The following is a 23412-nucleotide window of genomic DNA, read 5'->3' on the forward strand; positions in this document are numbered from 1 at the left end:
CTCATGAAGGCTACAGAAAAAAAAGAAGCAACGGCAAAGGCAGGCATCGGACTTGCCGGCCTGTCGGTGGCAGAGGCAGGGCGGCAAATCGGGAGCGGCGAGATCACGCCATCGGCTTTGTTGGAAGCCGTATTTGCCCGCATCGATGCGGTCGACGGCGTGATCTATTCCTATCTGCGCATGGATCGAGACGCTGCGCGCGAGAACGCCGTCGCATCGGACGAGCGGGCCGCAAGCGGGACGCTGCTCGGCCCGCTTGACGGCATTCCCTTCGCAGTTAAGGACAACATCTACACCGCGGGCATGGAAACGACCGGCGGCTCACGTGTGCCGCAGAGCCACGATCCCGATATGACAGCCACGCTGGTAACGCGGCTGAAAGCGGCTGGCGCCATTCTCGTGGGAAAGCTGAATACCTGGGAATACGGCACAGGGACCGGTGCCGTACATTTCGATCTTGATGCGCCGCCAAGCCGTAACCCCTGGAATACCGCGCATTTTACCGGTGGATCATCGACAGGTTCGGCTGCGGCTGTCGCGGCGGGCACCGCACTGTTTTCAATCGGTACCGATACGGGCGGTTCGGTGCGCCTGCCAGCCGCAGCCTGCGGTCTCGTCGGGCTGAAGGCCACCTTCGGTCGTATCAGCCGTCATGGCGTCATGCCGAATTGCTGGAGTTTCGACACGCCAGGTCCACTGGCGCTCAGCACCGAAGACACGGCACTCATCTATGATGTGATTGCCGGTTTTGATGAAGCCGATCCCGTCAGCCTTTCCGTGCCGGTTGAGCCGACACTGCCGGGTCTGAAGGACGGCGTAAAAGATCTGAAGATCGGGTTCGTCCGCAATCTCGATCCGGGTGGCGTAGCGCCGGAGCCGGCTATTCTCGATGCTCTTGCCAAAAGCGCGGCGATGTTTGCCGCACTGGGCGCTGAGGTGGTCGAAATCGACCTGCCGATTGCGCCATCCGAATATCGCTCGATCGCCATGCCGATCAACCGGGCGGAGAGCTTTTCCATTCATGAGCGCGACTATCTCGAGCATCGGCATCTTATGGGCCGTTCGCTGCGCGAAAAGCTCGAAATGGGCATGTATCTGAGGGCTGCCGACTACCTTGCCGCCCTGCGCCAGAGGCGTGCGCTTGTTGCCCGCACTGATGAGATTTTCGCGAAGGTCGATGTGCTTTTGCTACCGATGACCTATCGGGTGGCGCCGCCCATTCACGACAATCCGGCGGTCATTTCCTATACGGCAGGTTCTGCCGGTAGCCCGTTCTCGCTGTCCGGCCATCCGGCGCTGGCGCTGCCCGCTGGGTTTTCGCCGGAGGGCCTGCCGCTGTCTGTACAGCTGGCGGCCGGGTTCAGGAACGAAGCGCTGCTGATGCGCGCGGCGTGGGCGCTCGAACAGGTTCTGACCCCCAACCCGATGCGGGCAGAGCTACAGCATGTTCTTTCAATCGCCACCAGGGCAGAAGGGTAAGTCGCATGTCTCAGGATACCAAGGATTTGGGCCTTGCCGTTCAGGTGCTGTGGAGAGGTTGCGGCGAGACGGCCCCGACCGGCGATGAACTGGCCGCGGCCGCGATCACGTTCGGCAAGGCGCTTGAAGTGGGACGCATGATCCCGCGCGTCACGGATAAAACCTTCGAGCCGCTGGTTGGACCGCGCCGCGATCTAGAAGACTAAAAATAATAAAAATGAATGAAACATCCATTTGAAATGTTCATTCGAATTCTGTAGCCTGATTAAATATAAAGGGGAACGACCATGAAAAAAATCTACGCCATCATTGCCCTGCTCGCCGTTGCGGCTGGGCCCGCCTGTGCCCAGGAACCGTTGAAGAGTGCGCTCGACGGCAATGCACCACCCTTCGCCCAACCGAAGATGGACGGTTCCATCGAAGGTCTGACCGTCGACATGACGAACGAGATTTCCAAGCGCCTCGGCCGCAAGATTACAATCGACGCCATGGCATTTTCGGCGCTGATTCCGGCCCTGCAGGCGGGCACCTACGACATGCTGTCGGTTCCGATGACGGTAACGAAGGAACGCTCCGACATCTTTCTGCTGACGGAAGGTATCTGGTCTGCCGATCTCGCCTTCGTGACCAAAAAGGATGCGCCGGCGCTAAAGAGCTATGACCAGCTGAAGGGCAAGGTCATTGCCGCCAACAAGGGCAACGCCGACGAGAAGTGGGCGCGCGAGAAGGCCGGCGAAATCGGCTGGACGATCGAGTCCTATGCATCGCTCAGCGATGCCGCGCAGGCCGTTCAGGCAGGGCGCGCGGATGCGGCGATCATGAACGTGCCGACTGCGTTGACCTTCGCCAAGCGGAACCCGGCACTGAAGGCTGCCGACCTGAAGGAAACCACCGGCCGCTACTTCGCTTACACGATCCCCAAGTCCTCGCCAGAACTGCGTAAGCAGATCGAAACCGTCATTGAGTGCATCAAGTCGGATGGCACGGCAGCATCGCTTTATGAAAAATGGCTTGGCGTGAAGCCTGAGGCCGGATCGCTGGAAGTGACCCCGCAAGCCGGTTTCGGCCCGGTCGGCCTCGGCAATTACGATGCGACGCCGCACGAATTGTCGTGCAACTGAAACAGACTGACTGATTAAGGCCTAGAACCATGTCGCAATCGATCGCGCAGCCCATGCTCGACATTCATGCTCTGTATAAGTCCTTCAACGGCGTGAATGTTCTCAACAACATCAACCTGCGCGTCATGCCGGGTGAGCTGGTGTTCTTGATCGGACCCTCGGGGTCTGGAAAATCCACTCTTCTGCGGTGCTGCAACAGGCTGGAAGAGCCGACGGACGGCGCGATCATTGTCGACGGAATCAATATCACCGCCGTGGCGACAGACATCAACAACATGCGCCAGCGCATCGGCATGGTGTTCCAGCAGTTCAATCTTTACCCGCACATGACAGCCGAACAGAATGTGATGCTGGCATTGCAGAGGGTGCAGAAGAAATCCACGAACGAGGCGCGGGAAATCGCGCGCCGTGAATTGACCCGTGTGGGTCTCGGCGCCCGCCTGACGCATTTCCCATCGCAGCTTTCCGGCGGCCAACAGCAGCGCGTCGCTATCGCGAGGGCGCTTGCGCTTGGGCCGAAGGTCATGCTTCTCGACGAGCCAACCTCGGCGCTTGATCCGCAACTCGTCGCCGAAATTCTGCAGGCGATGATGGATATGAAAAAAGAAGGCATGACCATGCTGGTGGTCAGTCACGAGATGCGCTTTGCCCGCGAGGCTGCGGACCGGGTCGCCTTCATGGAGGCGGGGCAGATCGTCGAGATCGGAACGCCCGCCGAAATTCTGGCGCGTGGCGCGGAAAGCCGCGCTTTCCAATTTCTCTCGCACGGACACTGAGCGATGGATATCACCGGTCTCGTCGATCTCTTCTTCAACGGGGCGGTTGCGCAAACATATCTGCCCGATCTGCTGCGTGGCGCTTGGATTACGGTCTATCTGTCGCTGGCGATCGTAATCGCCGGGCTCCTGTCCGGACTTGCGTTGGCGCTGATCCGTCTTGTGTCGAACAAGGCTGTCGTGTGGGTCCTGCGCCTTTTCGTCGACTGTTTTAGAGCTGTTCCGCCGCTCTCGGTCGTGCTGCTGCTTTATTTCGGCTTGCCAAGTGTCGGTATCAGCCTTTCTGCATCTTGGGTACTCTGGCTGACGCTTTCTCTCATACTTGCGTCCTTCGCCGAGGAGATTTTCTGGGCGGGGATCTCAGCCGTCGGCCCAGGGCAATGGGAAGCCTCTCGCTCGACCGGCATGACCAATGCACAGACCCTGCGCTATGTGGTCTTGCCGCAGGCCATGCGGCTTTGCATCCCGCCGCTGACCAACCGTGCACTGGCCATTTCCAAGAATACGGCGCTTGGAACAGCAATCGGCATGCCAGAGCTTTTGAACGAAGCGCAGACCGCGCTGTCCTTCTCCGGAAATGCCACGCCACTGATCATGGCGGCGATCCTTTACCTGATCATCTTCATGCCGCTGATGGCTTTGGCAGGCGGCCTTGAAAAATGTATGGCCTGGGGGACGCGGACATGACCGATCTGATCGAACAATTCTTCAATCTCGACATCATGAGCCAGGCGCTACCCTATCTCGTCTCCGGCCTGATGATCACCCTTGTGCTCACGGCCGTGCTGGCACCCGTCGGTTTCGGTATCGGCCTTGGGTTAGCGCTGATGTCTGAAGCGCGCTCGCCGGTGCTGCGCTGGATTGTCAGGACATGGGTTAACGTCTTTCGCACCATGCCGCCGCTGGTGCTCATCATCGTCACCTTCTCCGCCCTGCCGTTTCTAGGCGTCAGGCTGCCTGCGATCTTGTGCGCGATCATTGCACTGTTGCTTAACAACACGGCTTATTATTGCGAGATCATTCGAGCGGGCCTCGGTTCGGTGTCGCGGGGGCAAATGGAAGCTGCCCGCTCCACCGGCCTTGGATACACAGATTCCCTTCGTTATGTCGTGCTGCCGCAAGCATTGCGCAACGTGCTGCCGGATCTTGCATCCAATACGATCGAGGTTGTAAAAGCGACTTCACTAGCCTCGATTGTTGGTGTTCACGACCTTCTATATTCGGCCAGCACCATACGGTCCGTGACGTTCAACACCTCGTCGCTGACGCTGGCGGCGATAATCTATCTCATAATCCTTTTACCAGCAGTTCGGCTTTCAGGCCGGTTGGAACGGAAGCCGCAAACGGTTTAGAGCTCCAACCCACTGCCAGGTCTATCCGACGACCGTACGCTGGAGTGGGCCATGCTTCTATAGGGCAGCAGACGAGGTGAAGCCCCTTCGCCCTGCGTCATTTCGTTCGATTTAGATCGATGTCTGTCTACCGGGTAGGCGAGGGCGCCACGGTCTTCGTGATCCGCATCAGCGATCGCTATGAAGATTGGGAGGGTAGCGACGATTAGCCAGAACTGCTCTTCCGTTCATCCACGATGGCCACGGAAGGCGCTGGCGATGATATCGACCTAATGGTGCCCTTTGCTATGCATAAAAACACCATCGGTGGGAGACACCGAAACGTTGGAAGAGACTTGGCGCGAGAAAGCCCCTGGTTCACGTTTGCGCCGCTCGAGCAACGACTTCAGCGGCCCCGTTTCTGGTTGCCGCTGAACATGCCGCCACGAAATACCTGGACGTCAGTATCGAACGAGAACAAGACGATATCGGTCTCGGTCAATGCCGTTGGATGTTGTTCGAACGAGGTCACGAACACGCTCTCTCCGTCGGAGACCGTCTCGTTTCCAAATCGAATTTTCCCCTTGAAGACAAAGAGCAGGCCAGCCAACCCTGAGTTATCAGGGGTTGGCAATCTCAGCGTCGTGCCTGCGCTGAGGCGCACGTCAAAGACCCAGACATCGGATCTTACCGTCAATGGCGCTTTTCGTGGCCCTGCAATCAGTCTCCAGCTATCGTCACTGAATTCATCGACGAAATCATGAAACTGCACCATTGGCTCAAGATTTTGAGCGTTAGGCCGCAGGAAAATCTGTAGGGCCCGGACGGGTGTTTCCCCAAGCATAAGCTCTTCATGCTGGAAGTGATGGCCGGCGTTCATCATCATGAAACGTGTCTTGTCGAGCTTTTTCTCGTTTCCGACGGTGTCTCGGTGGAGTATCTCGCCGCCGCGCATGTAGGTCAGTATTTCGTCGTCCTTGTGCGGCTGCATGCCTATGAGATGACCCGGCTGAACCTGGGCGCGGTCAATCCTGCCGATGGGACCGATCCCGCTGTCGTCGGTTGTCAGTGACAGCCCCGGATACATGATCTCGACGCCGAAGCCCTGGCCGATATTGCCGCGCATAAGTCCTGCAGGGATTTTGGTGATGGTCATTGGACTGTTTCCTTCGATCTCGGGCGCGGGCGACAGTCGCCCGCGCCGAACACAGCGACTTGCGTTGTCAGTGGTAGTTCAGGATGCCGACGAGCTTCTGGCCGAGCGGGCTCGTCCAGTCGACGGCGAGTTCCGAGATGATCTGGTCGACAGTGGTGATAATTGCGCCTGCCTTTTCCATGCGCCTCAGGGCGATATCGTCGCCGTATTTGGTGTAAGAGGCGGATGCGTCCGCCGAGACCTGCACCTCGTAACCTTCGTCAAGCATCTGGAGGACCGGAAAGGTGACGCAGATTTCCGTTGTCACGCCTGCGACGAACAGCTTCTTGCGGCCGATCGCCTTGACGGCCTGGTTGAAGCCGTCGTGATGCATGGCGTTGACGATACCCGGGCGCTTGATGCGGGCTTCGAACGCCTCGGGCAGGATTTCCTTGAGTTCCGGAATCAGCGGCCCCTGGATTTGTTCTTCCATGCTGGACGTCAGGATGGTCGGGATGTTGGCGGCTTTGGCGATCCGGGCGAGCTTGAGTGCGTTCTGCTTGACCAGGTTGATGTCGTGGGAGTGGGTCCAGGCCATCGTGCCGATCTGATGGTCGATCAGCAGCATGGCGGAATTCTCGGGAGTAAAGACGTCCTTATGCATTGTCGTATTCCTTTTTGCGTTGTCGGCGGCTGTCGGGTTGGATTTAGGTCCGCTCGATGAGTGGAATTTAGCGTTGCGATAGACGGCACGGTAGCTCTAGGATGAGCCACTCTGTGGAACGGAAAATGGAACGCAATAATGGTCAGCTTCGAAGATATGCAGACTTTCGTTGAGGTCGCCGATGGCGGCGGGATCACGGTTGCGGCGCGACGTCTCGGATTGCCGAAATCCATCGTCAGCCGTCGCCTCGTTCGTCTCGAGAGCGAGCTGGGCGTCCAGCTCCTCGCCCGGACCACACGAGGTGCATCGCTGACGGAGGCTGGAGCGTCGTTTCGCGAGCATGCCGCGCGCATGTGCCTGGAAATGGAGGTTGCGCGCGAGGAGATGGCGCCGACCGGGGAGCTTCGGGGACGGCTGCGCGTCGCCGTTCCGTCATCCTTCGGTCCGCGGCATTTTGCGCCAGCGCTCGCCGAACTGGCCCGCCAGCATCCGCTCTTGCAGCTCCATGCGCACTACAGCGACCGTTACGTCGATCTGGTGGCGGAAGGCTTTGATTGCGGGATACGTGTCGGTTATCTGCAGGACTCGAACCTGACGGCGAGGAAGATCGGTGCATTCGCGGCTGGATTGTTTGCCAACCCCGAATACCTCCGCAAGCATGGCGTCCCGCGAAAGCCTTCGGATCTGCTTGACCATCAGGCGATCCTGCAGGGCACCGAGAGCTGGAAGGTGTCCGATGGCAGCCGAACCATCGTCATCAATGCGCAGGGAAGGTTCAAGGCGGATAGTGCCCTTGGCATTGCCGAAGGGACGGCAGCCGGACTGGGCATCGCTGCACTGCCGGTTGTGATCGCGGAAAGCTATGTTGCCGCAGGGACCCTTGTGCCGATTATGTCGGACTACGGCCTGCCGGAGATCGGCGTTTACATCGTGCGTCCGCCAGGATCGCACGTGTCCCGGAAGGTCAGAGTGCTAATCGACTTCTTCGTGCAGCGCTTCGCGGCAAAGCCCGGTCCCTGACGCGGACGACCGGTCATGCCTTCGTGGATTGACAGCGACCTTGGAAGGAAACTCCCCAGTCGCGCATCGCCATCAGCACGGGGGCCAGCGTTTTTCCGAATTCGGTGAGGGAATATTCGACGCGCGGAGGGACCTCGGCGAAGACCTCGCGGCTCACGATCCCGTCGGCCTCGAGTTCGCGGAGCTGCATCGTGAGCGAGCGCTGGCTCGGATCGCCGACCAGGCGGCGCAGCTCTCCAAACCGGTACGGACCGTCGAGTAGACGATAGATGATCATCGGCTTCCACTTGCCGCCCGTGACATCGACGGTAACTTCTACCGGGCATTTTGGGCCAACAGCCATTCAGTTCTCCATTAGTGTACTTTTTATTCCTATAGGCAAAACTGTTGCCTACTTGCAAGTTTGCCTGTGTCACGCCCAGATGGAAGCCACATTTAGGAGAGGTGTGTTATGCGAGCTGCGTTCTACGAACGGCAAGGAACTGCGAGAGAAGTATTGACCGTTGGCGAGCTTCCCGATCCCCAGCCCGGGGCGGGGGAAGTCCGGGTCAGGATCGTGGTCTCGGGCATCAATCCTTCGGACATCAAGACGCGTGTCGGCTTCGGCGGTAAGGCCATGCCATTTCCCAGAATCGTTCCGCATCAGGACGGGTCGGGCGTCATCGACAGTGTCGGCCCCGGCGTGTCGCAGGAACGTATAGGCGAGCGGGTGTGGGTCTACATGGCCCAGACGGGGAGGGCGTTCGGGACGGCTGCGGAATTCGTCGTGGTGCCGTCGAGGCAGGCAGTCAGGCTGGCCGACAACGTCCCCTTCGGGGTCGGTGCGTCGTTCGGCGTCCCCGCGATGACGGCGCATCGATGCCTGTTTGCCGATACAAACCTGCGAGGTAAGCGGGTTCTCGTGCACGGTGGCGCCGGTGCGCTCGGTAACGCCGCCATTCTTCTTGCAAAGTGGGCAGGGGCGTGGGTGGCGGCAACGGTGAGCCGCGACGAACAGGCAGACGTTGCCCGCGCAGCCGGAGCCGATCTCGTCGTCAACAGGCATGCCGGTGATGTTGCTGTGAAAATAAGGTCGGCGACCGATGGTCACGGCGTCGACCGTATTGTCGACGTGGACATCTCCGCCAACATCGACACGGCAATCGCCTGCCTTGCGCGTGACGGGGGCGTGTCGGCTTACTCCACGGGATCGCCGCAAGCCAGGCTCTCGATCCCGTTCTTTCCGGCGCTCGTTGGTGGCTTTTCTTTCCGTTTCGTCTACGTCTATACGATGCCGGAAACAGCGATGCGCGATGCTGTCGAGGAAGTCTCGGCCTGCGCGGCTTCGGGAGCCTACGTTCCCAAGATCGCCGTAACGCTCGGGCTTGATCAGATTGCCGAGGCCCATGAACTGCAGGAAAGCGGCAAGGCCATTGGCAAGATTCTGATTGGTTTTTGATCTGCCCGCTGCGCTCGGATCAGTTCAGGAGACGGTTCTCACGCAGGCGGGCAACTGCCATGTCAACGAAAGCCCGCACCTTTGCGGGTGCATTCCGACCCTCTGGATGCATGATGTGGATAGGCAGGGGCGGCTCTTCAAACTCGCTGAGCACGATCTGAAGGTCGCCCGCCATAAGGTCAGGGCCTATCTGGTAGTTCAGCACGCGCGTCAGTCCCCAGCCCTCGCGTGCGGAGGTTATGGCCGCTTCGTTGGTGTTGCACTGAAGAGCAGCGTCTATCGTCACGCGGAAATCGTCGGAAAAGCGCCATTCAGGGGAGGCCCAGGCGCTGGTGGACGCCGCGATGCGATGATCCTTGAGGTCGGATGGCGTTGTCGGAATGCCATGTCGGTCAAAGTATGCCGGTGAACCACACACGACACGCCTGACGCTCCCGACCTTTATGGCGGAGAGGCCGGAGTCGGGGAGGTGACCAATGCGGACAGCGACATCGATGCCTTCATCGACAATATTGACAGGCCGGTCGATAAACAGGGTTCGCGCCTTCATGGTTGGAAATGCGTCCAGAAAGCCCGTCACGACGGGCAGCACATACATCTGCCCGAACATGACCGAAGCAGTTACGGATAGGGTGCCTGTCGGTGTAGCGTAGGAGCCTCCCGCTGCCGCCTCTGCTTCAGCAATGTCTGACAAAATCTTGCGGCAGTCCTCGAAATACCGGGCACCCGCCTCGGTCATTTTTACCGAACGGGTCGTTCGCACGAACAGGCGTGCTCCGATGATATCTTCCAGGGCTGCAACAGACCGTGTGACGGCAGGAGCACTCATGTGCATCTGGCGGGCGGTATCTGCGAAACTTTCGGTCTCCGCTACTTTCACGAAAATCCGCATTGCCTGCCAACGATCCATCCGGTCCCCCATGCCCTCGATACGGTGACCATAGTAGAATCCTGGACGACAAGACCGCAAGCCGTCCGCGGCATGGATTAGCTGCCAGCGACCTGTCGGTTGGCAGCAGCAAGGTGCTCGATTTCGACGCAGCTTCGCTCACAAAGGCCAGCGGCGCTTGCACGTGCACGCGTGTGCTCATTGACCGCGAGTGCAAACGCTATGGCCCTCGCTATTTTCAGATCGAAGCTCAGGCCACGGCGTGCCAGATCGATTTCCGCACCCGTCAGCCCAAGCGCACGGCTATCGTCTTCCTGCTTGCGCTTACACGACAGGTCGCCGCTCGATGCGGTAAGAGCGAGTTCAACGGACACTCGAACTCGCTCGTTGAGTTTGAACGGCGGCATTGACGAGGCCAACGGACCGACGCCCGGCTCAAAAGCCGAAGTCGCTGAGACCGGGATGGTCGTCAGGCCTTCGGCCGAGCGGCCAGTGAAACCTGCGGTCGGCCTCAGCGATCGGGTGTTCGTTGATGCTGGCGTGACGCGCGCGCATCAGGCCGTCTTCGGCAAACTCCCAATTCTCGTTCCCGTAGGCCCGGAACCACTGGCCGCTGTCATCATGATATTCGTAGGCGTAGCGCACCGCGATCCTGTTGCCCGTGAATGCCCAGAGTTCCTTGATCAGGCGGTAGTCGAGTTCCCTGTTCCACTTGCGGCCCAGAAAGGCCTCGGCTTCAGCGCGGCTCGTTACGAATTCGGCACGGTTGCGCCAGCGAGTATCCACCGTGTAGGCGAGCGCCACCCTGGCAGGATCGCGGCTGTTCCAGCCATCTTCCGCAAGGCGGACCTTTTCGATGGCGCTCTCTTCAGTGAAAGGGGGAAGCGGGGGACGGGACATTGTGATGGCTCCAGGTTTCGTAAGGGGAGGGAAGGATGACGGCTCTCGTGTCACCCCGTCCTGAATGTCATGCCGCAAGACGATCGATACGCGGGAAATCGATCTCGGTATCGAGGGCTTCGTTGACGTAGTTTGTAAAGGTATTGAGCGCGACATGCGCAATGATCTCGACGATTTCCGCGTCGCTGTAGCCGGCGTCCCGAACTTTTACGATTTCCCCAGGTGCCACCGAGCCACGCGCGGTCGTCAGGGCGCGGGCGAATTCGACGGCTGCCGCAGCCTTGGCGTCGTTCGATGTTCCGCGGCGGTTCGAAGCGATCTCCGCTTCATCGAGCTTGGCGAACTTCGCTCCGGTGAAGGTGTGCGCGGAAAGGCAGTAGTCACAACCGTTGGCTTCGGCCATAGCCAGGGCGATCCTTTCCCGAGTGGCGGGTGCAAGCTTGCCCTTTCCGAGCGCACCCTGCAACGAGGCGAGGCCGTTGAGGGCCGCTGGGCTGTTGGAGACGAGGCGGAAGATATTCGGCACGGAGCCGATCTGCTTCTGGATGGTCTCCAGGATCGGCCGTGAGGCTTCGGGCGCCTCCTCAATCGTGGCGGGGGTAGGAATGCGTGACATGGTATTCTCCTTTAATGGTTTTGAGAGACGTCGCTCTCTGATCCTCAAGATGATTGGTAACCGGTTGTTGTTGAACGTCGAAAAGCAGGAAGGGACTGTTGCGTCAGGCGTAGTAATGTTGGTTTAGACGGCGATCTGGATGCCGCCTTCCTGGCTTGCTGGAACGGCACAGCAAAGGAGGATCTCGTCATCGTCAACCTTCGCTGTCGGCTCCTTCAGGTACGTCACAGCGCCTTTGACGAGTTTTGTTTTGCACGTACCGCAATTGCCTTCGCGGCAACTGAACTCGGGCTGAAGACCGCGTGCTTCTGCAAGTTCCAGCAGCGTTCCGGAGCCGGGTACCCAGCGGGCCTCCTTCAGCGAGTTCGTGAATATGACAGGCACCGGCTTGTCGGACGGCAGCGCACGCAAAGGGGCGGCCCTGGCATCTTTGGCCTCTATAGACCGAACCAGCGACGAGGGCCCGAACGCTTCCGCGTGGATACGATCGTCTGCAATGTTGTAGCCGCGTAAACCGTCATAGAGCGCCTGCGTAAACTGCGGCGGACCACACAGATAGAAGTCGTAGTCGTTGAACGGCAGATGCTTGGTGAGCATAGCCATGTCGATACGGCCGGCAGTATCGTAGTCGGAGCCCTCTGTGGCATCGCCGATGTCGCTGAGAACTCGCACTAACCGGACCACGCCCTTGGCCGCAGCCACGAGTTCGGCGATCTCCTTGTCGAAAGGTCGCTCGGCTTTCGTGCGGGCGGCGTGGAACAATGTGATCGGCCGGATGCGCTGTTTGCGAATTCCCTCGTAGACGACATGACGGAGCATGGCGAGCAGCGGCGTGATGCCGACACCACCGGCAAGGAGCACTGCAGGGCGCGTGGCACGGGCGTCAACACCGAACCCCCCTGCGGGGGGCCGCGCCTCAATAACGTCGCCAACGGAGATGCTGTCGTGCAGAAACTGCGACACGAGCCCATCGCGTTTGACACTGATGCGGTAGATGCCATCGGACGGTGCGACAGACAGGGTGTAGGTCCTGACAACAGGCCGGTCGCTTCCCGGCAGCACCAGCCGGATCGGGAGGTGCTGCCCGGCAGCATGCGGCAGCAACCCCGCGCCGTCGCTTGGCTGGAGATGGATCGAGCGGATCGTCGTGCTTTCCTCGACGATCCTGGTGACCGTCATCGGCCGCCATGTGTCTGAAAGTCCGGTGGCACGCATCCGGTCTGCTGCCTGCGCCCAGTTCCCGGTCATCAGAGAATTCGGCGACCATCCATCCTTCTGGAATGCCCAGCGGAGTGCGAGTGCATTCGGTCTCCGGACGATCCGGGTTGGCCTGAACGTCCAGAGCCGTTCCGCGCCCTGGAAGGCCGCAATCTCGGGTGATTCCAGGATGACGTCGGCTTCGCCTGTCATCTGCAGCACATCGCCCGTCGCGAAGTCTACGAAGAGCAGACCTGCTTTCTTGTTCAGCAGAATATTCCCCAGTGTCGAGAAGAAAAGGTTTCCGTCGAAATCGGGAATTGTCAGAACGTCATCATCGCCAACGCGGACGAAGCCAGCATTCCCGCCGCGATGCGAAACGTCAACCTGGCGCCTGTCTTCGCGGTCGACATAGGAGGCAACGAAGAACGCGTCCGCAGCCGTGATCGTGGAGCGAGCAAGGTCGTTAAGCTCGGACAGGTCTTCACGCTGGTTCTGGCTTGGTTGGCCGGGTGCTCTCTCGAATTGGAAATCCCGCAATTGTATGTAGCGCGGGCAGTTGCCGAAGCTCTGATCCACATCGATCCGATAACCGTTCGCTGCGGTGGAGACAAAGCCGTTCATGCGATTGCGGCGACGCGTGTGCATCTCGATGCCGAGCAGGCCGATCGGTTTGCCGTCTGCCATTCCTTCGCTGGCGGGGTCGCTTGGCTCCAAGGTAGAGCGGATATCGAGCGTGGTCGGCGTAGGAGAGGACATGAAGCCGGGTCGGCCCTCGACAAAGGTGGCCCAGGCGTCATCGTGGCCATCCACACTGCCAAGGACGATGAACGGGAGCTGGGCATAGAAGTCCCGATGCTGATCCGGCATGAAATCGCGAACGACCCGCTGGCCGACGACCTCCATACGCTCGGCGACACCGACTTTTTCCTGGATGAACTTCTCGCCTTCGTGCCATGTCGGCAGTTTTGTCAAAGTGTCGGTCATGTCAGCTCTCCTAAGAAGGGATCGGGCACGCTTCGGCGCGCACCCGAATGCGGATCAGGCGGCAAGGCCAACCGGAGTCCCGATAAAGTCCACGAAGCCCGGAAGCGCTTCGATACGACGAAGCAGCCTGTTGACCGCAGGATAAGTGGAAAGATCCACGTTGCCTTCAGGGGCGCGGGCCACGTAGCTGTAGATTGCGACGTCGGCGATCGTCGGGCGTTCGCCTACCAGCCATTCGCGGTCGGAAAGCTGAGTTTCGAGTTTTCCAAGGACCGCATGGGCGCGAGCAATGACTTCGTCCGGATTGAACTTGGCACCAAAGACGGTGACCAGGCGGGCCGCCGCCGGACCATAAGCGATCTCGCCGGCAGCTACCGACAGCCAGCGTTGGACCGCTGCGGCGCTCTTCAGGTCATCGGGCAGCCAGTCCGTGCGTCCGGCTTTCTTGGCAAGGTAGACCAGGATCGCGTTGGAATCCGATACGTATTCGCCGTCGTCGTCGAGAACCGGAACCTGGCCAAACGGGTTCATCTTGAGGAAATCGGGCGTCTTGTGCGCGCCGGACATGAGGTCCACCTCAACCAGCTCATGCGGCAGGTTGATCAGTGAAAGGAACAGACGGGCCCGATGCGAGTGGCCCGACAAAGGATGATGATAGAGTTTCATTGTGCGCTCCTGCGAGTATCGTTCGGGTCAATTCCCGATCCGCACCTGCAGATTGCTATTATTACGTGGTGATGAGAACGATCGCGCTTCACACTTCATCATTACGCCAGGTGCAACAATGGCCGCCCAACAGGGTTCGCTCGACGGTATGTGGCATCAGGCCACGCAGCTAAAAAGTTGCGTGGCCTTTAAATGTCACGACAGTACGGCACGGGGTTCGAGAAAGGCCTCGAGCCCAAAGACGCCGAATTCCCGCCCGAAGCCGGATTGCTTGAATCCGCCGAATGGTGCCATTGGGTCATGCGGCGCATCGTTGATGAACACGCGACCTGCCTCGATCTGGTTTGCGACGCGTTTTGCCCGCGCGACGTCGGAAGAAAAGACGTGCGCCTGCAGGCCGTAATCGGTGTCGTTCGCGATCGTGATGGCGTCTTCCTCGTCGCGGTAGGAGATCAGCGATAGCACGGGGCCGAATATCTCCTCGCGCGCGATGCGCATGTCGTTGCGAACGCCGGTAAAGATGGTGGGCTTGACGAACCAGCCGCGCTGCAGCCCTTCCGGACGACCTTCGCCGCCTGCCAGCAGTCTGGCGCCTTCCTCCTGTCCCAGGCGAATATAGCTTTGCACGCGATCCCACTGCTTCTGGCTGACCATCGGACCAACCTGAACCTGTTCGTCGGCCGGTTCTCCCGACCTGAAGTCTTTGATCGTGTGGCTGAGCCGTTCCTCGATTTCACCGAACCTGCTTTCTGGAGCAAGAATGCGGGTTCCGGCAATGCAGGCCTGACCGCTGTTGCGGAACCCTGCCACCAGCACCTGCGGGATGGCGACCTCAAGATCGGCATCGTCCAGAATGATGCTGGGGCTTTTGCCGCCAAGTTCCATTGTGACGCGCTTCATAGTGGCCGCTGCTGCCTGAACAATGCCGCGACCTGTGGCAGTGGAACCGGTGAAGGTGATCTTGGACACGTCGCGGTGAGCAGTCAGTGCCGCACCAACGACGCCTCCATACCCGGTGACGATATTGAAAATGCCATCGGGAAGACCGGCCGCGTGCAGGCATTCAGTGATCACCTGCGTCTGCAGGGCGCTCATCTCCGAAGGTTTGATCACCATCGTTGCTCCGGCTGCAATGGCGGCGGAGAGCTTGCCGCAGATAAAACTGTAATTGCTGTTCCAGGGCGTGATCGCCACAGCAACACCCGACGGTCGCATCTCGACATCGGCGCTGCCCATGCGGCGTTGGAACTCGTAGTCCTTCAGCGTTCTTGCCATGTCGAGAAAGACGCTACCTGCGCGTGACGCTGAAAAGCCGATGAAGCCCGATGGCGCACCGTATTCTTCACGCATGGCGGACGCCAGATCGTCGGTTCGGGCGGACACCGCGGCATGCAGCCGGTTCAACATGTCGATCCGCTCCTTTCTGGTCGTATTCGAAAAGGCTGGGAAAGCGCGTTTGGCAGCAGCAACTGCGCGGTCGGCGTCCCGGTCATCTGCGAGCCGCACGCTGCCGATCTGGTCCTCGGTTGCCGGATTGAAAAGCGGCGCCCATTGATCGCCGTGCGGCGTGACAAACGCCCCGTTGATATAGATTCGATCGATGATGTGCATGTTTCTTCTCCTGTGATGGCTTCACAGCAAAAATGGCATGCGGTAAGTGTTGCGTGTAGTAGGACAAAATCGGACAGCCTGATGAACTGGATTGCGCAATGAGGGCAAGCCTGATCGAGCTTGAAGCGGTTGCCGGCGTCGCGCGTCACGGTGGATTCCGGGCTGCCGCGCGCGAACTCGGTATGTCGTCATCGGCTTTGAGCCATGCGATCGCCGCACTTGAGGAGCGCCTTGCCGTCAGGCTTTTCAACCGCACCACGCGTAGCGTGTCCTTGTCTGCAGCCGGTGAGCAATTCCTATCTGAAATCGCACCTGCCCTGCAGACGCTCGAGAAGGCGATCGAAAATGTCGGTGAACATTCAGATCGGCCCTCCGGAAGACTCCGGCTGAATATGGCGCCGGGCGCGGCGCGCATTCTGCTGCAGCCGCTCATCCTCGAGTACAGCCGTCGATACCCGGATGTCGACATCGAGATCGTGACCGAAAATGCGCTCGTGGATGTGATCGGCAAAGGTTTCGATGCGGGCATTCGTCTCGCCGAGGCTATCTCGCCCGACATGGTGGCCGTACCGATCATTCCGAAAATGCGGTCTTTCGTCGTCGGCTCGCCGCGCTACTTCGACGGCCGTTCAAAGCTTGTCGTCCCAGCCGATCTCGCCCGGCACGTCTGTATCCAGATGCGCATGACAAGCGGGAGACTCTATCGCTGGGAGTTTGAGAAGCACGGGGAAACACACTTGATCGATGTCAGCGGCCATCTGACATTTGATGGGTCTGACCTTATTCTGGAGGCCGCTCTTGCCGGATTTGGGCTCGCCTATCTGGGTGAACATGCACTTGCGCCCCATATTGCCTCAGGCGATCTCATTCCTGTTTTGGAAGACTGGTCTCCCGAATATCCGGGACTTAGCCTTTATTTCTCGCAACGGCGACACATGCCAGCCAAGCTGCGTGCCTTCATCGAGCTGATCCGAGAGCGTTCGACTGGCGACAATTGATAACGAGGATGCCTATCTTTGTCGTAAGCCTGGTCGTTGGTGCATATTTTGTCGATACCGGTCTTCTTGCAAGCTTGCGGGAAGGCAGTCTGAACAGTCTTCGACGCGACAAGATTCGGCGTGGTGCGCCACTGGAGAGTCGCGATGTTTCCAGCGAGCTCTTTTTAGTATCGGCGCGCCGATCCCCCGGCCTCGGCATCCCCTGTATTGTAGGGCGAACAGAGACCGACTTCACGTTTTGAAATGAACGGTCACCGAAAATGAGTTCCCATTCCGTGCCAATGCGGTCATGTCTTTGCAAAACTTGCACGAGCCAGTGTTCGATGACAAACTTTAAAGAGTTGACAGCATGGAAAATCCGGTTGCATTGAATCGCCTTTCTGAAAACACGGTCTTCCGTAAAGGCGACGTTTTCGTACTCTTCGGCGAACTGTTCGGCCGCGGATACGCCACCGGCTTGCTCGACGAAGCGAGACGGGCTGGAATGGAGATTGTGGGGATCACCGTCGGGCGGCGCGACGAGAACAACACGCTGCGGCCGCTCGACGCCGATGAACTGTCTTCGGCGGAGGCCCAGCTGGGCGGCAGGATCATCAACATACCTCTTATGGCGGGTTTCGATCGCGATGCGCCCGCAGACGGGCCGACTCCCACCGATCTCCTGGCAAAAATGACGCTTGAGAGCTGGGAGCACGACAAGCTCGACTGGGACTATGTCAGGCAATGCCGCGACATTGCCAATGCGCGTTTTACGGAATCGCTTTCGAAAGTCATGACCGTTCTCGATGGTATGATCGCCGATGGCCGCAATGTTTTCTTCGCCCACACAATGGCAGGCGGCATCCCGAAGGCGAAGGTGTTCCTGGTTATCGCTAATCGGATCTACAAGGGAACTGGAACCCGCCACATGTCCTCGCAGACCCTGCTCGACAGTGACATGGGAAAACTCATCCTGCAGAATTTTGACGACGTCTCCGCAAACACCTTTCGCCATCTCATCGATTTCAGTGCGGCGATCCGCGAGCGCGTTGAAGCTTCAGGCGGTCAAGTGCGATATACGGCCTATGGTTATCACGGATCGGCGGTCCTCATCGACGGAAGTTATCGTTGGCAGACCTACACCAACTACACCCAGGGTTACGCGAAGATGCGGCTCGAAGGCATTGCAGAGGAAGCCTGGGCTAAAGGGATCAAGGCAACAGTTTATAATTGCCCCGAAATCCGGACCAATTCGTCCGACGTGTTCACCGGTATCGAGCTGCCCCTGATACCGCTGCTGCTTGCGTTGAAGAAAGAAAACGGCGGCCAATGGGCAGATGACCAGTGGCAGGCCTGCCAGCAGCTGCTGGTAGATGGCCTAACGATGGAAGACGTCTTCGGCAAGATCGCCGCCATGCAGGCCAGCGATGTCATGCGTCCGTTCTATGACTTTTCGGCATGGCCCATGGCAAACAGCCAGGCGCAGGCTGATCTCACCATCGGCACGTCCAACGAAATCACCCAGATGCATCGGGATAGCAAGGTGATGATCAGCGATCTGTTGAGCAGTCTCGTTGTGACGGCAACAGGGCAGCTAATCTTCGGTGAATCTTCCGAACCCTCCGGTCCAGTTCTGTGGCTCAACCATGACATTGTGGCTCGGCGACTTAACGCTTCCCACCCGCATTCGAAGTCTTCCGCGCCGCTAATGGGATCCGCGCAGCCTGAGATGGCGTGAAGGCTTCCCAGCCTGGCCTGGAGACCGGGTGCTTTAGCCATGAACGATCCAGAACCAGATGGGAGGACTGGTCCCTGGTGGTAAGAAACAACTACCCCGATGCCGAGCTTTATGTTGATCGTCTCTCCCGGGCCTTGGTCGGATCGTCGCTGATCGCGGCGAGATGCGTTGGCAAGTTGCAGGCTAGGGCTTGCAGGACTAACGTCTAGGCCAGGTCTGAAGGGTATAGCAGCGCAAAAAAATCGGGCTTGCTATAAGACAACTTAGGCTCACACCGGGAGACAGCGGTGCGAGCCTGCGTTAACAGGGGATTGAGACATGCCATATCATTTCCTTGAAGTCGCCGTGACGCCAAGCGTCAGAGCCGCTCAGTCTGCCATGGGCGTGGACCAGATCTGGTTGGGTAATGATAGCCGTCCCTCCGATACTCTCACAGAAGACGAGATCGCTTTCATCGCCGCACGTGACAGCTTCTATATGGCATCAGTCTCTGAAACGGGCTGGCCCTACGTTCAACATCGTGGAGGCAAAGCCGGTTTTCTCAAAGTCGTTGATCAACGAACTCTGGCCTTTGCCGATTATCGCGGCAACCGACAGTACATCAGCACCGGCAATCTGGCTGCCAACGACCGGGCCTGTCTTTTTCTGATGGATTACGCGCGAAGGGCGAGGCTTAAAATCTATGTTCATGTAGATCGGCTGACACTTGATGCCGACCCGACGCTCAACGATCTGGTATCCGACTCCACATATAAAGGCCGCGCGGAGGGGATTTTCAGGCTTCGGCTTGAAGCGTACGACTGGAACTGTCCCCAGCATATTACTCCGCGCTACACCCAACAGCAGGTTGAACAGGCAGTCGCTCCTCTTCGTGAAAAACTGCTGCAATTAGAAACCGAAAACGCAGCCTTGCGAGCACAGTTGGGAGGACTTCAAACATGAATGAAGTTCTACGACCACCATGTCCCCCGTTCAGCGCGGTGGAGAAAGTCCTGCATGCCGTCTGTTAGGATATCTGGCAGGCGCGTTCTTGGCCGCTCCTTTGAGCACGCGCAACACCTGCAGTGATCAGCCTCATGGGGTACTCACGGTCTACCGGAAATAATTGTCAGCTTTCGGGCGTCGAGTTTGCGGTGAGGCCGTCACAACGCTTCCGACCGCCTTGTGTCGACTGCGGTAATTGTGGAAGAACGGCCAAGAGTGTTCGGCGAGCCGCTGCCTTGAGGCTTGTGCCAATGCGTATCGGAGCAAGCCATCAGGTAAGCACAAAAAGTGAGAGAAAATGTTCCGTTTTTCAGTGATAGTGGCTGCGTGCTTGAGTATCAGCGGATGCGGACTAACCAAGGTACCTGATTTTGTGCATGATCGCGACGTGAGCAAGCTGGATGCGGTAGGTGTCAGCCTGGAAGCCGCAAGAGCGATGGCGACGCGAAACGGCTTCCGATGCAACCAAAGCCTTGATCGAAACCGCACTGTCGTGACCAAAGACAACGTCCAACGCAAGACCGATATCCTTGAGTGCCATAAAACCTCCTTTGATCTGGTCTGCCCGCAGCGAAGATACGTGGTTTTCAATGCCGATCCGCAGAGCGGCATAGTTTACAGCGTAGGCCGGCGTATAACCCAACATTCCTGTTTCTAAACCGATGAACTTAAAATGCTCCGGCGTTGAACCTGCCGACGAATGTTCTTTCACGGCAAAGATCACCGCTGCAACATTGAACCTGTCGATGAAATGTCAGGCCAAGTGCTGTGATCGCGCGTGATACCAAGAGTGTTGGCATAAGTGCTTAACGAAGCAGTCCGTCCACGTCGAACTCCTCCCAGCCGCCGAGCTTCGAGGCCGGATCATCGCAAGACGTCGTTGACCGCTTCGCAACCTTCTTCTGGAGCGACCGCGTCAGCTTCGCCTGATATGCCGCGCGCCGCCTCTTTTCGGCTTTCGCCTCTGCATCCTCCACCCGCCATTCGTCCACAACGCCACGGTCGAGAAGGTCTTCGACCACCTTCGGGTCAAAGACATGGAACGTGATCTGACGGGCGCGGCCATTCAGTCTGACCGTTCGCGTCCCCGCGCTCGGCAGGCGACCGTCGGCAAGCCAACGATGCCGCTCGCTCGTCTTGATAGTCAGGATGTCCTCGATTTCGCGCGGGATTACCGGCAGTGCAGCGGCCTCCGTCACCACTTTTGTGACGATGGTCGCTGCTGCATTGAAGGCGGTCTTTTCACTGGCCGTCATCGCCAGGGTGAGATCAACTCCTTCGAGCGAGATCAACTTTTTTGCAAGAGCGGGCAGCCTTGCCTGTATTTCTTGAAGGACGCCTTTGGCGCGAACGGCCGACCCCATTGTCACGGTAGCCGGCAGGGTCCATGTTCTGATCAGTTCGATGTGATGTTTTTCATGCTTCGGCATGTCGCACAGATGGTGTTTGAGCGCGTTCAAGTCAAACAGCTAATTGATGGCACTCGTTCACTCGGCCAACTTGCTACGAGGCATGAAAGACAAGTCTGATGAACATCAGCCGATCTTTCTTCTCCCTTCGTATTGCTGAAATCTTCCATCAGGATACGCAGGAATGGTGTAGCAGCAGGGGCGTTTCTGCCGGCTTTCTGGCCGGACTGCGGTGATGTTCGCCCTCTTGGGGCGAAAGATATCGCTGAGCTCTCTCTCCCGAGGCTTATTTGGGAGCCCTCGTTGTCGGTTTGTCTCAAGCCCAGGGTGAAGGCTGATCTGCAATAACTGAGTTGAAGTCGCCTATGGCAGCGTAGCGCGCGGCTCGCACCTTTCTGAATTTGCTGCTGTCCACCACCAGATGCTTTTGAACCGAGCGTTGCATAACCATCTGCTTGATCGGCACTTCATGAAAATGGGAGCAGGTGACGCCATGCTGTTCGTCCACGCCACCGGCAGACAAAAATGCCTTGTTGATATTGATGCGCTTCAGCACCTCGATACCCTCATCACCCGAAAACGAAGCCGCTTCCGGATGATAGACCCCCCCGAGCATGATCAGGCGGACATCGGTTCTGCTCGCCAGCTCCTCTGCAACATTGAGGGAATAGCAGATGACCGTGACATGGGCGTTTGCCGGAATTTGCCGCGCCAGATGCGGCATCGTCGTTCCGCAATCGATGAATACAGTGTCATATGGTTCGATTAGAGCTGCCGCCTGCGTGCAGGCGCGCGCCTTGGCAGTTGCATGGCTGTCCTTCTCCTGCTCGAGCACATAGTCGCTGCTGATGGCGCCATCCTGAACCGGAATGATGTAGCCGCCAAGACAGCTAAGCCGCTGACCGTCGGCGGCAATGTCGCGGCGAATGGTAATTTCGGATACGCCAAGCCGGGACGCTGCGTCCCGCAGCCTCAGGACACCCGTTTCCTGAACCAGCCCGGCCAGTGCGTCCAACCTGGCATTGTGTGCACTTATTCTGCTCACCTTATCTCCGCTTTCGGTTTGTCCCTGCGCTTCATATTTCGGTGTTAGTTTCCTTGCAATCGCCCCTCTCTACGCTTGACAGAAGAACAACAAACATGAAACGATCGAAACATAATGATCGGATTGTATCATAATAGTTCGCATTATCGGGAGAGGAAGACAACAGGTTTCTGGGTCACATCGTGGTCCATCTACCGGGGCGTGGGAAGCCTTTTCCGGGAGAATGAGGAGGCGTCGGACGCGTGAGGAGCGGATACCGGCGTTAGGGATCGACCATTGTCGGGTGCTGCGACTGGAATAGGTCCGGCACAGTGCAGTTTCAAAGGGAGGAGTTATCCGTGAACAAGATTTTCGCAACCATCGCGCTTGCTGCCACGCTTTCGGCGTCGGCTGTCTTTGCGCAGAGCGCCGTCGATACATCGAAGGTCAATAAGGAATTGATCACCGCGGCGAGTGGCAAGAAATACACCATTGCGACCGTCGTGAAGGTGGATGGCATCGCGTGGTTTGACCGCATGCGCGATGGCGTCGAGCAGTTCAAGGGCGATACCGGAAACGATGTCTGGATGGTTGGCCCAAGTCAGGCCGATGCCGCCGCCCAGGTACAGATTGTTGAAAATCTCATCGCGCAGGGCGTTGACGCCATCGCCATCGTGCCGTTCTCGGTGGAAGCGGTGGAACCGGTGCTCAAGAAAGCCCGCGATCGCGGCATTGTCGTCATCAGCCATGAGGCTTCCAATATCCAGAACGTCGATTTCGACATCGAAGCCTTCGACAACAAGGCCTATGGCGCGAACCTGATGAAGGAACTCGGCAAATCCATGGGCGGCAAGGGCAAATATGTCGCCACCGTTGGCAGTCTGACGTCCAAGTCGCAGATGGAATGGATAGATGGCGCCGTCGAGTACCAGAAGGCCAACTTCCCGGAAATGTCGCAGGCGACCGAGCGGCTGGAAACCTATGACGACGCCAATACCGACTATACCAAACTCAAGGAAGCGATGACCGCCTATCCTGATATCACCGGTATTCTCGGCGCGCCGATGCCGACATCGGCAGGCGCGGGTCGCCTGATCGCCGAAGGCGGTCTGTCGGGCAAGGTCTTTTTCTCGGGCACGGGCCTGGTTTCCGTTGCCGGCGAATACATCAAGAACGATAACATCCAGTACATTCAGTTCTGGGATCCGGCCGTTGCCGGTTATGCCATGAACATGCTGGCTGTCGCGGTTCTCGAGAAGAAGAACGAGCAGATCAAGGCCGGCCTGAATATGGGCCTGCCCGGTTACGAAAGCCTGCTGGTTCCTGACGCCTCCAAGCCACATCTGCTCTATGGCGCAGGTTGGGTCGGCGTGACCAAAGAAAACATGGACAAGTACGACTTCTGATCCGAACCACGGAGGGAGGGGCAACCCTCTCTCCTTACACCCCG

25 protein-coding genes are annotated in these 23412 nt (G+C 58.5%); 12 read left to right on the plus strand and 13 right to left on the minus strand.

The annotated features are described in order from the left end of the window. Positions 1 to 3: 3 nt before the first annotated feature. The 6 genes from ACQZ63_RS22340 (at position 4) to ACQZ63_RS22365 (ending at position 4728) form a co-directional block, all read left to right on the plus strand. Positions 4 to 1479 (plus strand): amidase, encoded by a 1476-nt coding sequence (locus ACQZ63_RS22340; RefSeq protein ID WP_173998680.1) that lies wholly within the window; start codon positions 4 to 6, stop codon positions 1477 to 1479. A 5-nt stretch (positions 1480 to 1484) separates the two neighbouring features. Next, the gene (locus ACQZ63_RS22345; RefSeq protein WP_173998678.1) at positions 1485 to 1685 is read left to right on the plus strand and encodes a hypothetical protein; all 201 of its coding nucleotides are present in this window, start codon (positions 1485 to 1487) and stop codon (positions 1683 to 1685) included. An 81-nt stretch (positions 1686 to 1766) separates the two neighbouring features. Then, a complete protein-coding gene (locus tag ACQZ63_RS22350) occupies positions 1767 to 2600 on the plus strand; it encodes a transporter substrate-binding domain-containing protein (RefSeq protein WP_065662782.1) in 834 nt (277 codons plus the stop codon). Between the two features lie 29 nt (positions 2601 to 2629). Then, on the plus strand, positions 2630 to 3376 hold the full coding sequence (locus tag ACQZ63_RS22355) for an amino acid ABC transporter ATP-binding protein (protein ID WP_272870729.1): 747 nt from the start codon (positions 2630 to 2632) through the stop codon (positions 3374 to 3376). Positions 3377 to 3379: 3 nt separating this feature from the next. After that, a complete protein-coding gene (locus ACQZ63_RS22360) occupies positions 3380 to 4063 on the plus strand; it encodes an amino acid ABC transporter permease (protein WP_173998676.1) in 684 nt (227 codons plus the stop codon). Then, on the plus strand, positions 4060 to 4728 hold the full coding sequence (locus ACQZ63_RS22365) for an amino acid ABC transporter permease (RefSeq protein ID WP_112402998.1): 669 nt from the start codon (positions 4060 to 4062) through the stop codon (positions 4726 to 4728). The genes ACQZ63_RS22360 and ACQZ63_RS22365 overlap by 4 nt, the downstream gene beginning before the upstream one ends. Positions 4729 to 5113: 385 nt before the next feature. Here ACQZ63_RS22365 and ACQZ63_RS22370 read toward each other — a convergent pair whose 3' ends face one another. Both ACQZ63_RS22370 and ACQZ63_RS22375 read right to left on the minus strand, forming a co-directional pair. Then, positions 5114 to 5863 carry a pirin family protein gene (locus ACQZ63_RS22370; RefSeq protein WP_173998673.1) on the minus strand — a complete coding sequence of 250 codons (750 nt, stop codon included), beginning with the start codon at positions 5861 to 5863 and terminating at the stop codon, positions 5114 to 5116. Between the two features lie 67 nt (positions 5864 to 5930). Next, complete coding sequence (locus ACQZ63_RS22375) at positions 5931 to 6506, minus strand: isochorismatase family protein (protein ID WP_003526149.1); 576 nt, start codon at positions 6504 to 6506, stop codon at positions 5931 to 5933. Between the two features lie 138 nt (positions 6507 to 6644). On the opposite strand from ACQZ63_RS22375, the gene ACQZ63_RS22380 reads away from it, so the two are divergent. After that, on the plus strand, positions 6645 to 7526 hold the full coding sequence (locus tag ACQZ63_RS22380; protein ID WP_173998671.1) for a LysR family transcriptional regulator: 882 nt from the start codon (positions 6645 to 6647) through the stop codon (positions 7524 to 7526). A gap of 13 nt (positions 7527 to 7539) precedes the next feature. Here the strand turns inward: ACQZ63_RS22380 and ACQZ63_RS22385 are convergent, their stop codons facing one another. Continuing rightward, complete coding sequence (locus tag ACQZ63_RS22385; protein WP_003517048.1) at positions 7540 to 7869, minus strand: winged helix-turn-helix transcriptional regulator; 330 nt, start codon at positions 7867 to 7869, stop codon at positions 7540 to 7542. 108 nt (positions 7870 to 7977) lie between these two features. On the opposite strand from ACQZ63_RS22385, the gene ACQZ63_RS22390 reads away from it, so the two are divergent. After that, positions 7978 to 8964, plus strand: coding sequence for an NADPH:quinone reductase (locus ACQZ63_RS22390; protein WP_173998669.1), 987 nt, complete (start codon positions 7978 to 7980; stop codon positions 8962 to 8964). A gap of 19 nt (positions 8965 to 8983) precedes the next feature. On the opposite strand, the gene ACQZ63_RS22395 is transcribed toward ACQZ63_RS22390, so the two are convergent. The 7 genes from ACQZ63_RS22395 to ACQZ63_RS22425 form a co-directional block, all read right to left on the minus strand. Next, entirely contained in the window at positions 8984 to 9874 is an 891-nt protein-coding gene (locus ACQZ63_RS22395; RefSeq protein ID WP_076844223.1) for a LysR family transcriptional regulator, read from the minus strand. A 77-nt stretch (positions 9875 to 9951) separates the two neighbouring features. Then, positions 9952 to 10227, minus strand: coding sequence for a hypothetical protein (locus ACQZ63_RS22400; RefSeq protein ID WP_025591647.1), 276 nt, complete (start codon positions 10225 to 10227; stop codon positions 9952 to 9954). Positions 10228 to 10288: 61 nt separating this feature from the next. Further along, on the minus strand, positions 10289 to 10753 hold the full coding sequence (locus ACQZ63_RS22405) for a nuclear transport factor 2 family protein (protein WP_025591648.1): 465 nt from the start codon (positions 10751 to 10753) through the stop codon (positions 10289 to 10291). Positions 10754 to 10820: 67 nt separating this feature from the next. Further along, positions 10821 to 11369 carry a carboxymuconolactone decarboxylase family protein gene (locus ACQZ63_RS22410; protein ID WP_025591651.1) on the minus strand — a complete coding sequence of 183 codons (549 nt, stop codon included), beginning with the start codon at positions 11367 to 11369 and terminating at the stop codon, positions 10821 to 10823. A gap of 123 nt (positions 11370 to 11492) precedes the next feature. Further along, the gene (locus ACQZ63_RS22415) at positions 11493 to 13553 is read right to left on the minus strand and encodes a 2Fe-2S iron-sulfur cluster-binding protein (protein ID WP_173998667.1); all 2061 of its coding nucleotides are present in this window, start codon (positions 13551 to 13553) and stop codon (positions 11493 to 11495) included. Positions 13554 to 13607: 54 nt separating this feature from the next. Beyond that, complete coding sequence (locus ACQZ63_RS22420) at positions 13608 to 14219, minus strand: glutathione S-transferase family protein (RefSeq protein ID WP_025591654.1); 612 nt, start codon at positions 14217 to 14219, stop codon at positions 13608 to 13610. Between the two features lie 195 nt (positions 14220 to 14414). Beyond that, entirely contained in the window at positions 14415 to 15830 is a 1416-nt protein-coding gene (locus ACQZ63_RS22425; RefSeq protein WP_025591656.1) for an aldehyde dehydrogenase family protein, read from the minus strand. A gap of 98 nt (positions 15831 to 15928) precedes the next feature. Between ACQZ63_RS22425 and ACQZ63_RS22430 the strand changes: the two genes are divergently transcribed. The 3 genes from ACQZ63_RS22430 to ACQZ63_RS22440 all read left to right on the plus strand — a co-directional run bounded on the left by ACQZ63_RS22430 (position 15929) and on the right by ACQZ63_RS22440 (position 19487). After that, positions 15929 to 16828, plus strand: a complete 900-nt coding sequence (locus ACQZ63_RS22430) for a LysR family transcriptional regulator (RefSeq protein ID WP_003517025.1) — start codon at positions 15929 to 15931, stop codon at positions 16826 to 16828. Positions 16829 to 17177: 349 nt separating this feature from the next. After that, positions 17178 to 18545 (plus strand): enoyl ACP reductase FabMG family protein, encoded by a 1368-nt coding sequence (locus tag ACQZ63_RS22435; RefSeq protein WP_060641980.1) that lies wholly within the window; start codon positions 17178 to 17180, stop codon positions 18543 to 18545. A gap of 318 nt (positions 18546 to 18863) precedes the next feature. Continuing rightward, the gene (locus tag ACQZ63_RS22440; protein WP_025591660.1) at positions 18864 to 19487 is read left to right on the plus strand and encodes a pyridoxamine 5'-phosphate oxidase family protein; all 624 of its coding nucleotides are present in this window, start codon (positions 18864 to 18866) and stop codon (positions 19485 to 19487) included. Between the two features lie 394 nt (positions 19488 to 19881). Here the strand turns inward: ACQZ63_RS22440 and ACQZ63_RS22445 are convergent, their stop codons facing one another. The 3 genes from ACQZ63_RS22445 to ACQZ63_RS22455 form a co-directional block, all read right to left on the minus strand. Continuing rightward, positions 19882 to 20241: a hypothetical protein gene (locus ACQZ63_RS22445; protein WP_336510321.1), complete on the minus strand. Its 360-nt coding sequence runs from the start codon at positions 20239 to 20241 to the stop codon at positions 19882 to 19884. Positions 20242 to 20335: 94 nt separating this feature from the next. Beyond that, positions 20336 to 20959: a hypothetical protein gene (locus tag ACQZ63_RS22450; RefSeq protein ID WP_173998754.1), complete on the minus strand. Its 624-nt coding sequence runs from the start codon at positions 20957 to 20959 to the stop codon at positions 20336 to 20338. 295 nt (positions 20960 to 21254) lie between these two features. Beyond that, entirely contained in the window at positions 21255 to 21983 is a 729-nt protein-coding gene (locus tag ACQZ63_RS22455) for a DeoR/GlpR family DNA-binding transcription regulator (protein ID WP_013637539.1), read from the minus strand. A 338-nt stretch (positions 21984 to 22321) separates the two neighbouring features. Between ACQZ63_RS22455 and ACQZ63_RS22460 the strand changes: the two genes are divergently transcribed. Next, entirely contained in the window at positions 22322 to 23368 is a 1047-nt protein-coding gene (locus ACQZ63_RS22460) for an autoinducer 2 ABC transporter substrate-binding protein (RefSeq protein WP_003517012.1), read from the plus strand. Positions 23369 to 23412: the final 44 nt, after the last annotated feature.

It is taken from the genome of Agrobacterium sp. CG160-95, from assembly GCF_053521725.1.

Bases quoted from the DNA above. Each gene is read 5' to 3' on its own strand.
- ACQZ63_RS22340 (WP_173998680.1), top strand. From the start codon at position 4: ATGAAGGCTACAGAAAAAAAAGAAGCAACGGCAAAGGCAGGCATCGGA.
- ACQZ63_RS22345 (WP_173998678.1), top strand. From the start codon at position 1,485: ATGTCTCAGGATACCAAGGATTTGGGCCTTGCCGTTCAGGTGCTGTGG.
- ACQZ63_RS22350 (WP_065662782.1), top strand. From the start codon at position 1,767: ATGAAAAAAATCTACGCCATCATTGCCCTGCTCGCCGTTGCGGCTGGG.
- ACQZ63_RS22355 (WP_272870729.1), top strand. From the start codon at position 2,630: ATGTCGCAATCGATCGCGCAGCCCATGCTCGACATTCATGCTCTGTAT.
- ACQZ63_RS22360 (WP_173998676.1), top strand. From the start codon at position 3,380: ATGGATATCACCGGTCTCGTCGATCTCTTCTTCAACGGGGCGGTTGCG.
- ACQZ63_RS22365 (WP_112402998.1), top strand. From the start codon at position 4,060: ATGACCGATCTGATCGAACAATTCTTCAATCTCGACATCATGAGCCAG.
- ACQZ63_RS22370 (WP_173998673.1), bottom strand. From the start codon at position 5,863: ATGACCATCACCAAAATCCCTGCAGGACTTATGCGCGGCAATATCGGC.
- ACQZ63_RS22375 (WP_003526149.1), bottom strand. From the start codon at position 6,506: ATGCATAAGGACGTCTTTACTCCCGAGAATTCCGCCATGCTGCTGATC.
- ACQZ63_RS22380 (WP_173998671.1), top strand. From the start codon at position 6,645: ATGGTCAGCTTCGAAGATATGCAGACTTTCGTTGAGGTCGCCGATGGC.
- ACQZ63_RS22385 (WP_003517048.1), bottom strand. From the start codon at position 7,869: ATGGCTGTTGGCCCAAAATGCCCGGTAGAAGTTACCGTCGATGTCACG.
- ACQZ63_RS22390 (WP_173998669.1), top strand. From the start codon at position 7,978: ATGCGAGCTGCGTTCTACGAACGGCAAGGAACTGCGAGAGAAGTATTG.
- ACQZ63_RS22395 (WP_076844223.1), bottom strand. From the start codon at position 9,874: ATGGATCGTTGGCAGGCAATGCGGATTTTCGTGAAAGTAGCGGAGACC.
- ACQZ63_RS22405 (WP_025591648.1), bottom strand. From the start codon at position 10,753: ATGTCCCGTCCCCCGCTTCCCCCTTTCACTGAAGAGAGCGCCATCGAA.
- ACQZ63_RS22410 (WP_025591651.1), bottom strand. From the start codon at position 11,369: ATGTCACGCATTCCTACCCCCGCCACGATTGAGGAGGCGCCCGAAGCC.
- ACQZ63_RS22415 (WP_173998667.1), bottom strand. From the start codon at position 13,553: ATGACCGACACTTTGACAAAACTGCCGACATGGCACGAAGGCGAGAAG.
- ACQZ63_RS22420 (WP_025591654.1), bottom strand. From the start codon at position 14,219: ATGAAACTCTATCATCATCCTTTGTCGGGCCACTCGCATCGGGCCCGT.
- ACQZ63_RS22425 (WP_025591656.1), bottom strand. From the start codon at position 15,830: ATGCACATCATCGATCGAATCTATATCAACGGGGCGTTTGTCACGCCG.
- ACQZ63_RS22430 (WP_003517025.1), top strand. From the start codon at position 15,929: ATGAGGGCAAGCCTGATCGAGCTTGAAGCGGTTGCCGGCGTCGCGCGT.
- ACQZ63_RS22435 (WP_060641980.1), top strand. From the start codon at position 17,178: ATGGAAAATCCGGTTGCATTGAATCGCCTTTCTGAAAACACGGTCTTC.
- ACQZ63_RS22440 (WP_025591660.1), top strand. From the start codon at position 18,864: ATGCCATATCATTTCCTTGAAGTCGCCGTGACGCCAAGCGTCAGAGCC.
- ACQZ63_RS22450 (WP_173998754.1), bottom strand. From the start codon at position 20,959: ATGCCGAAGCATGAAAAACATCACATCGAACTGATCAGAACATGGACC.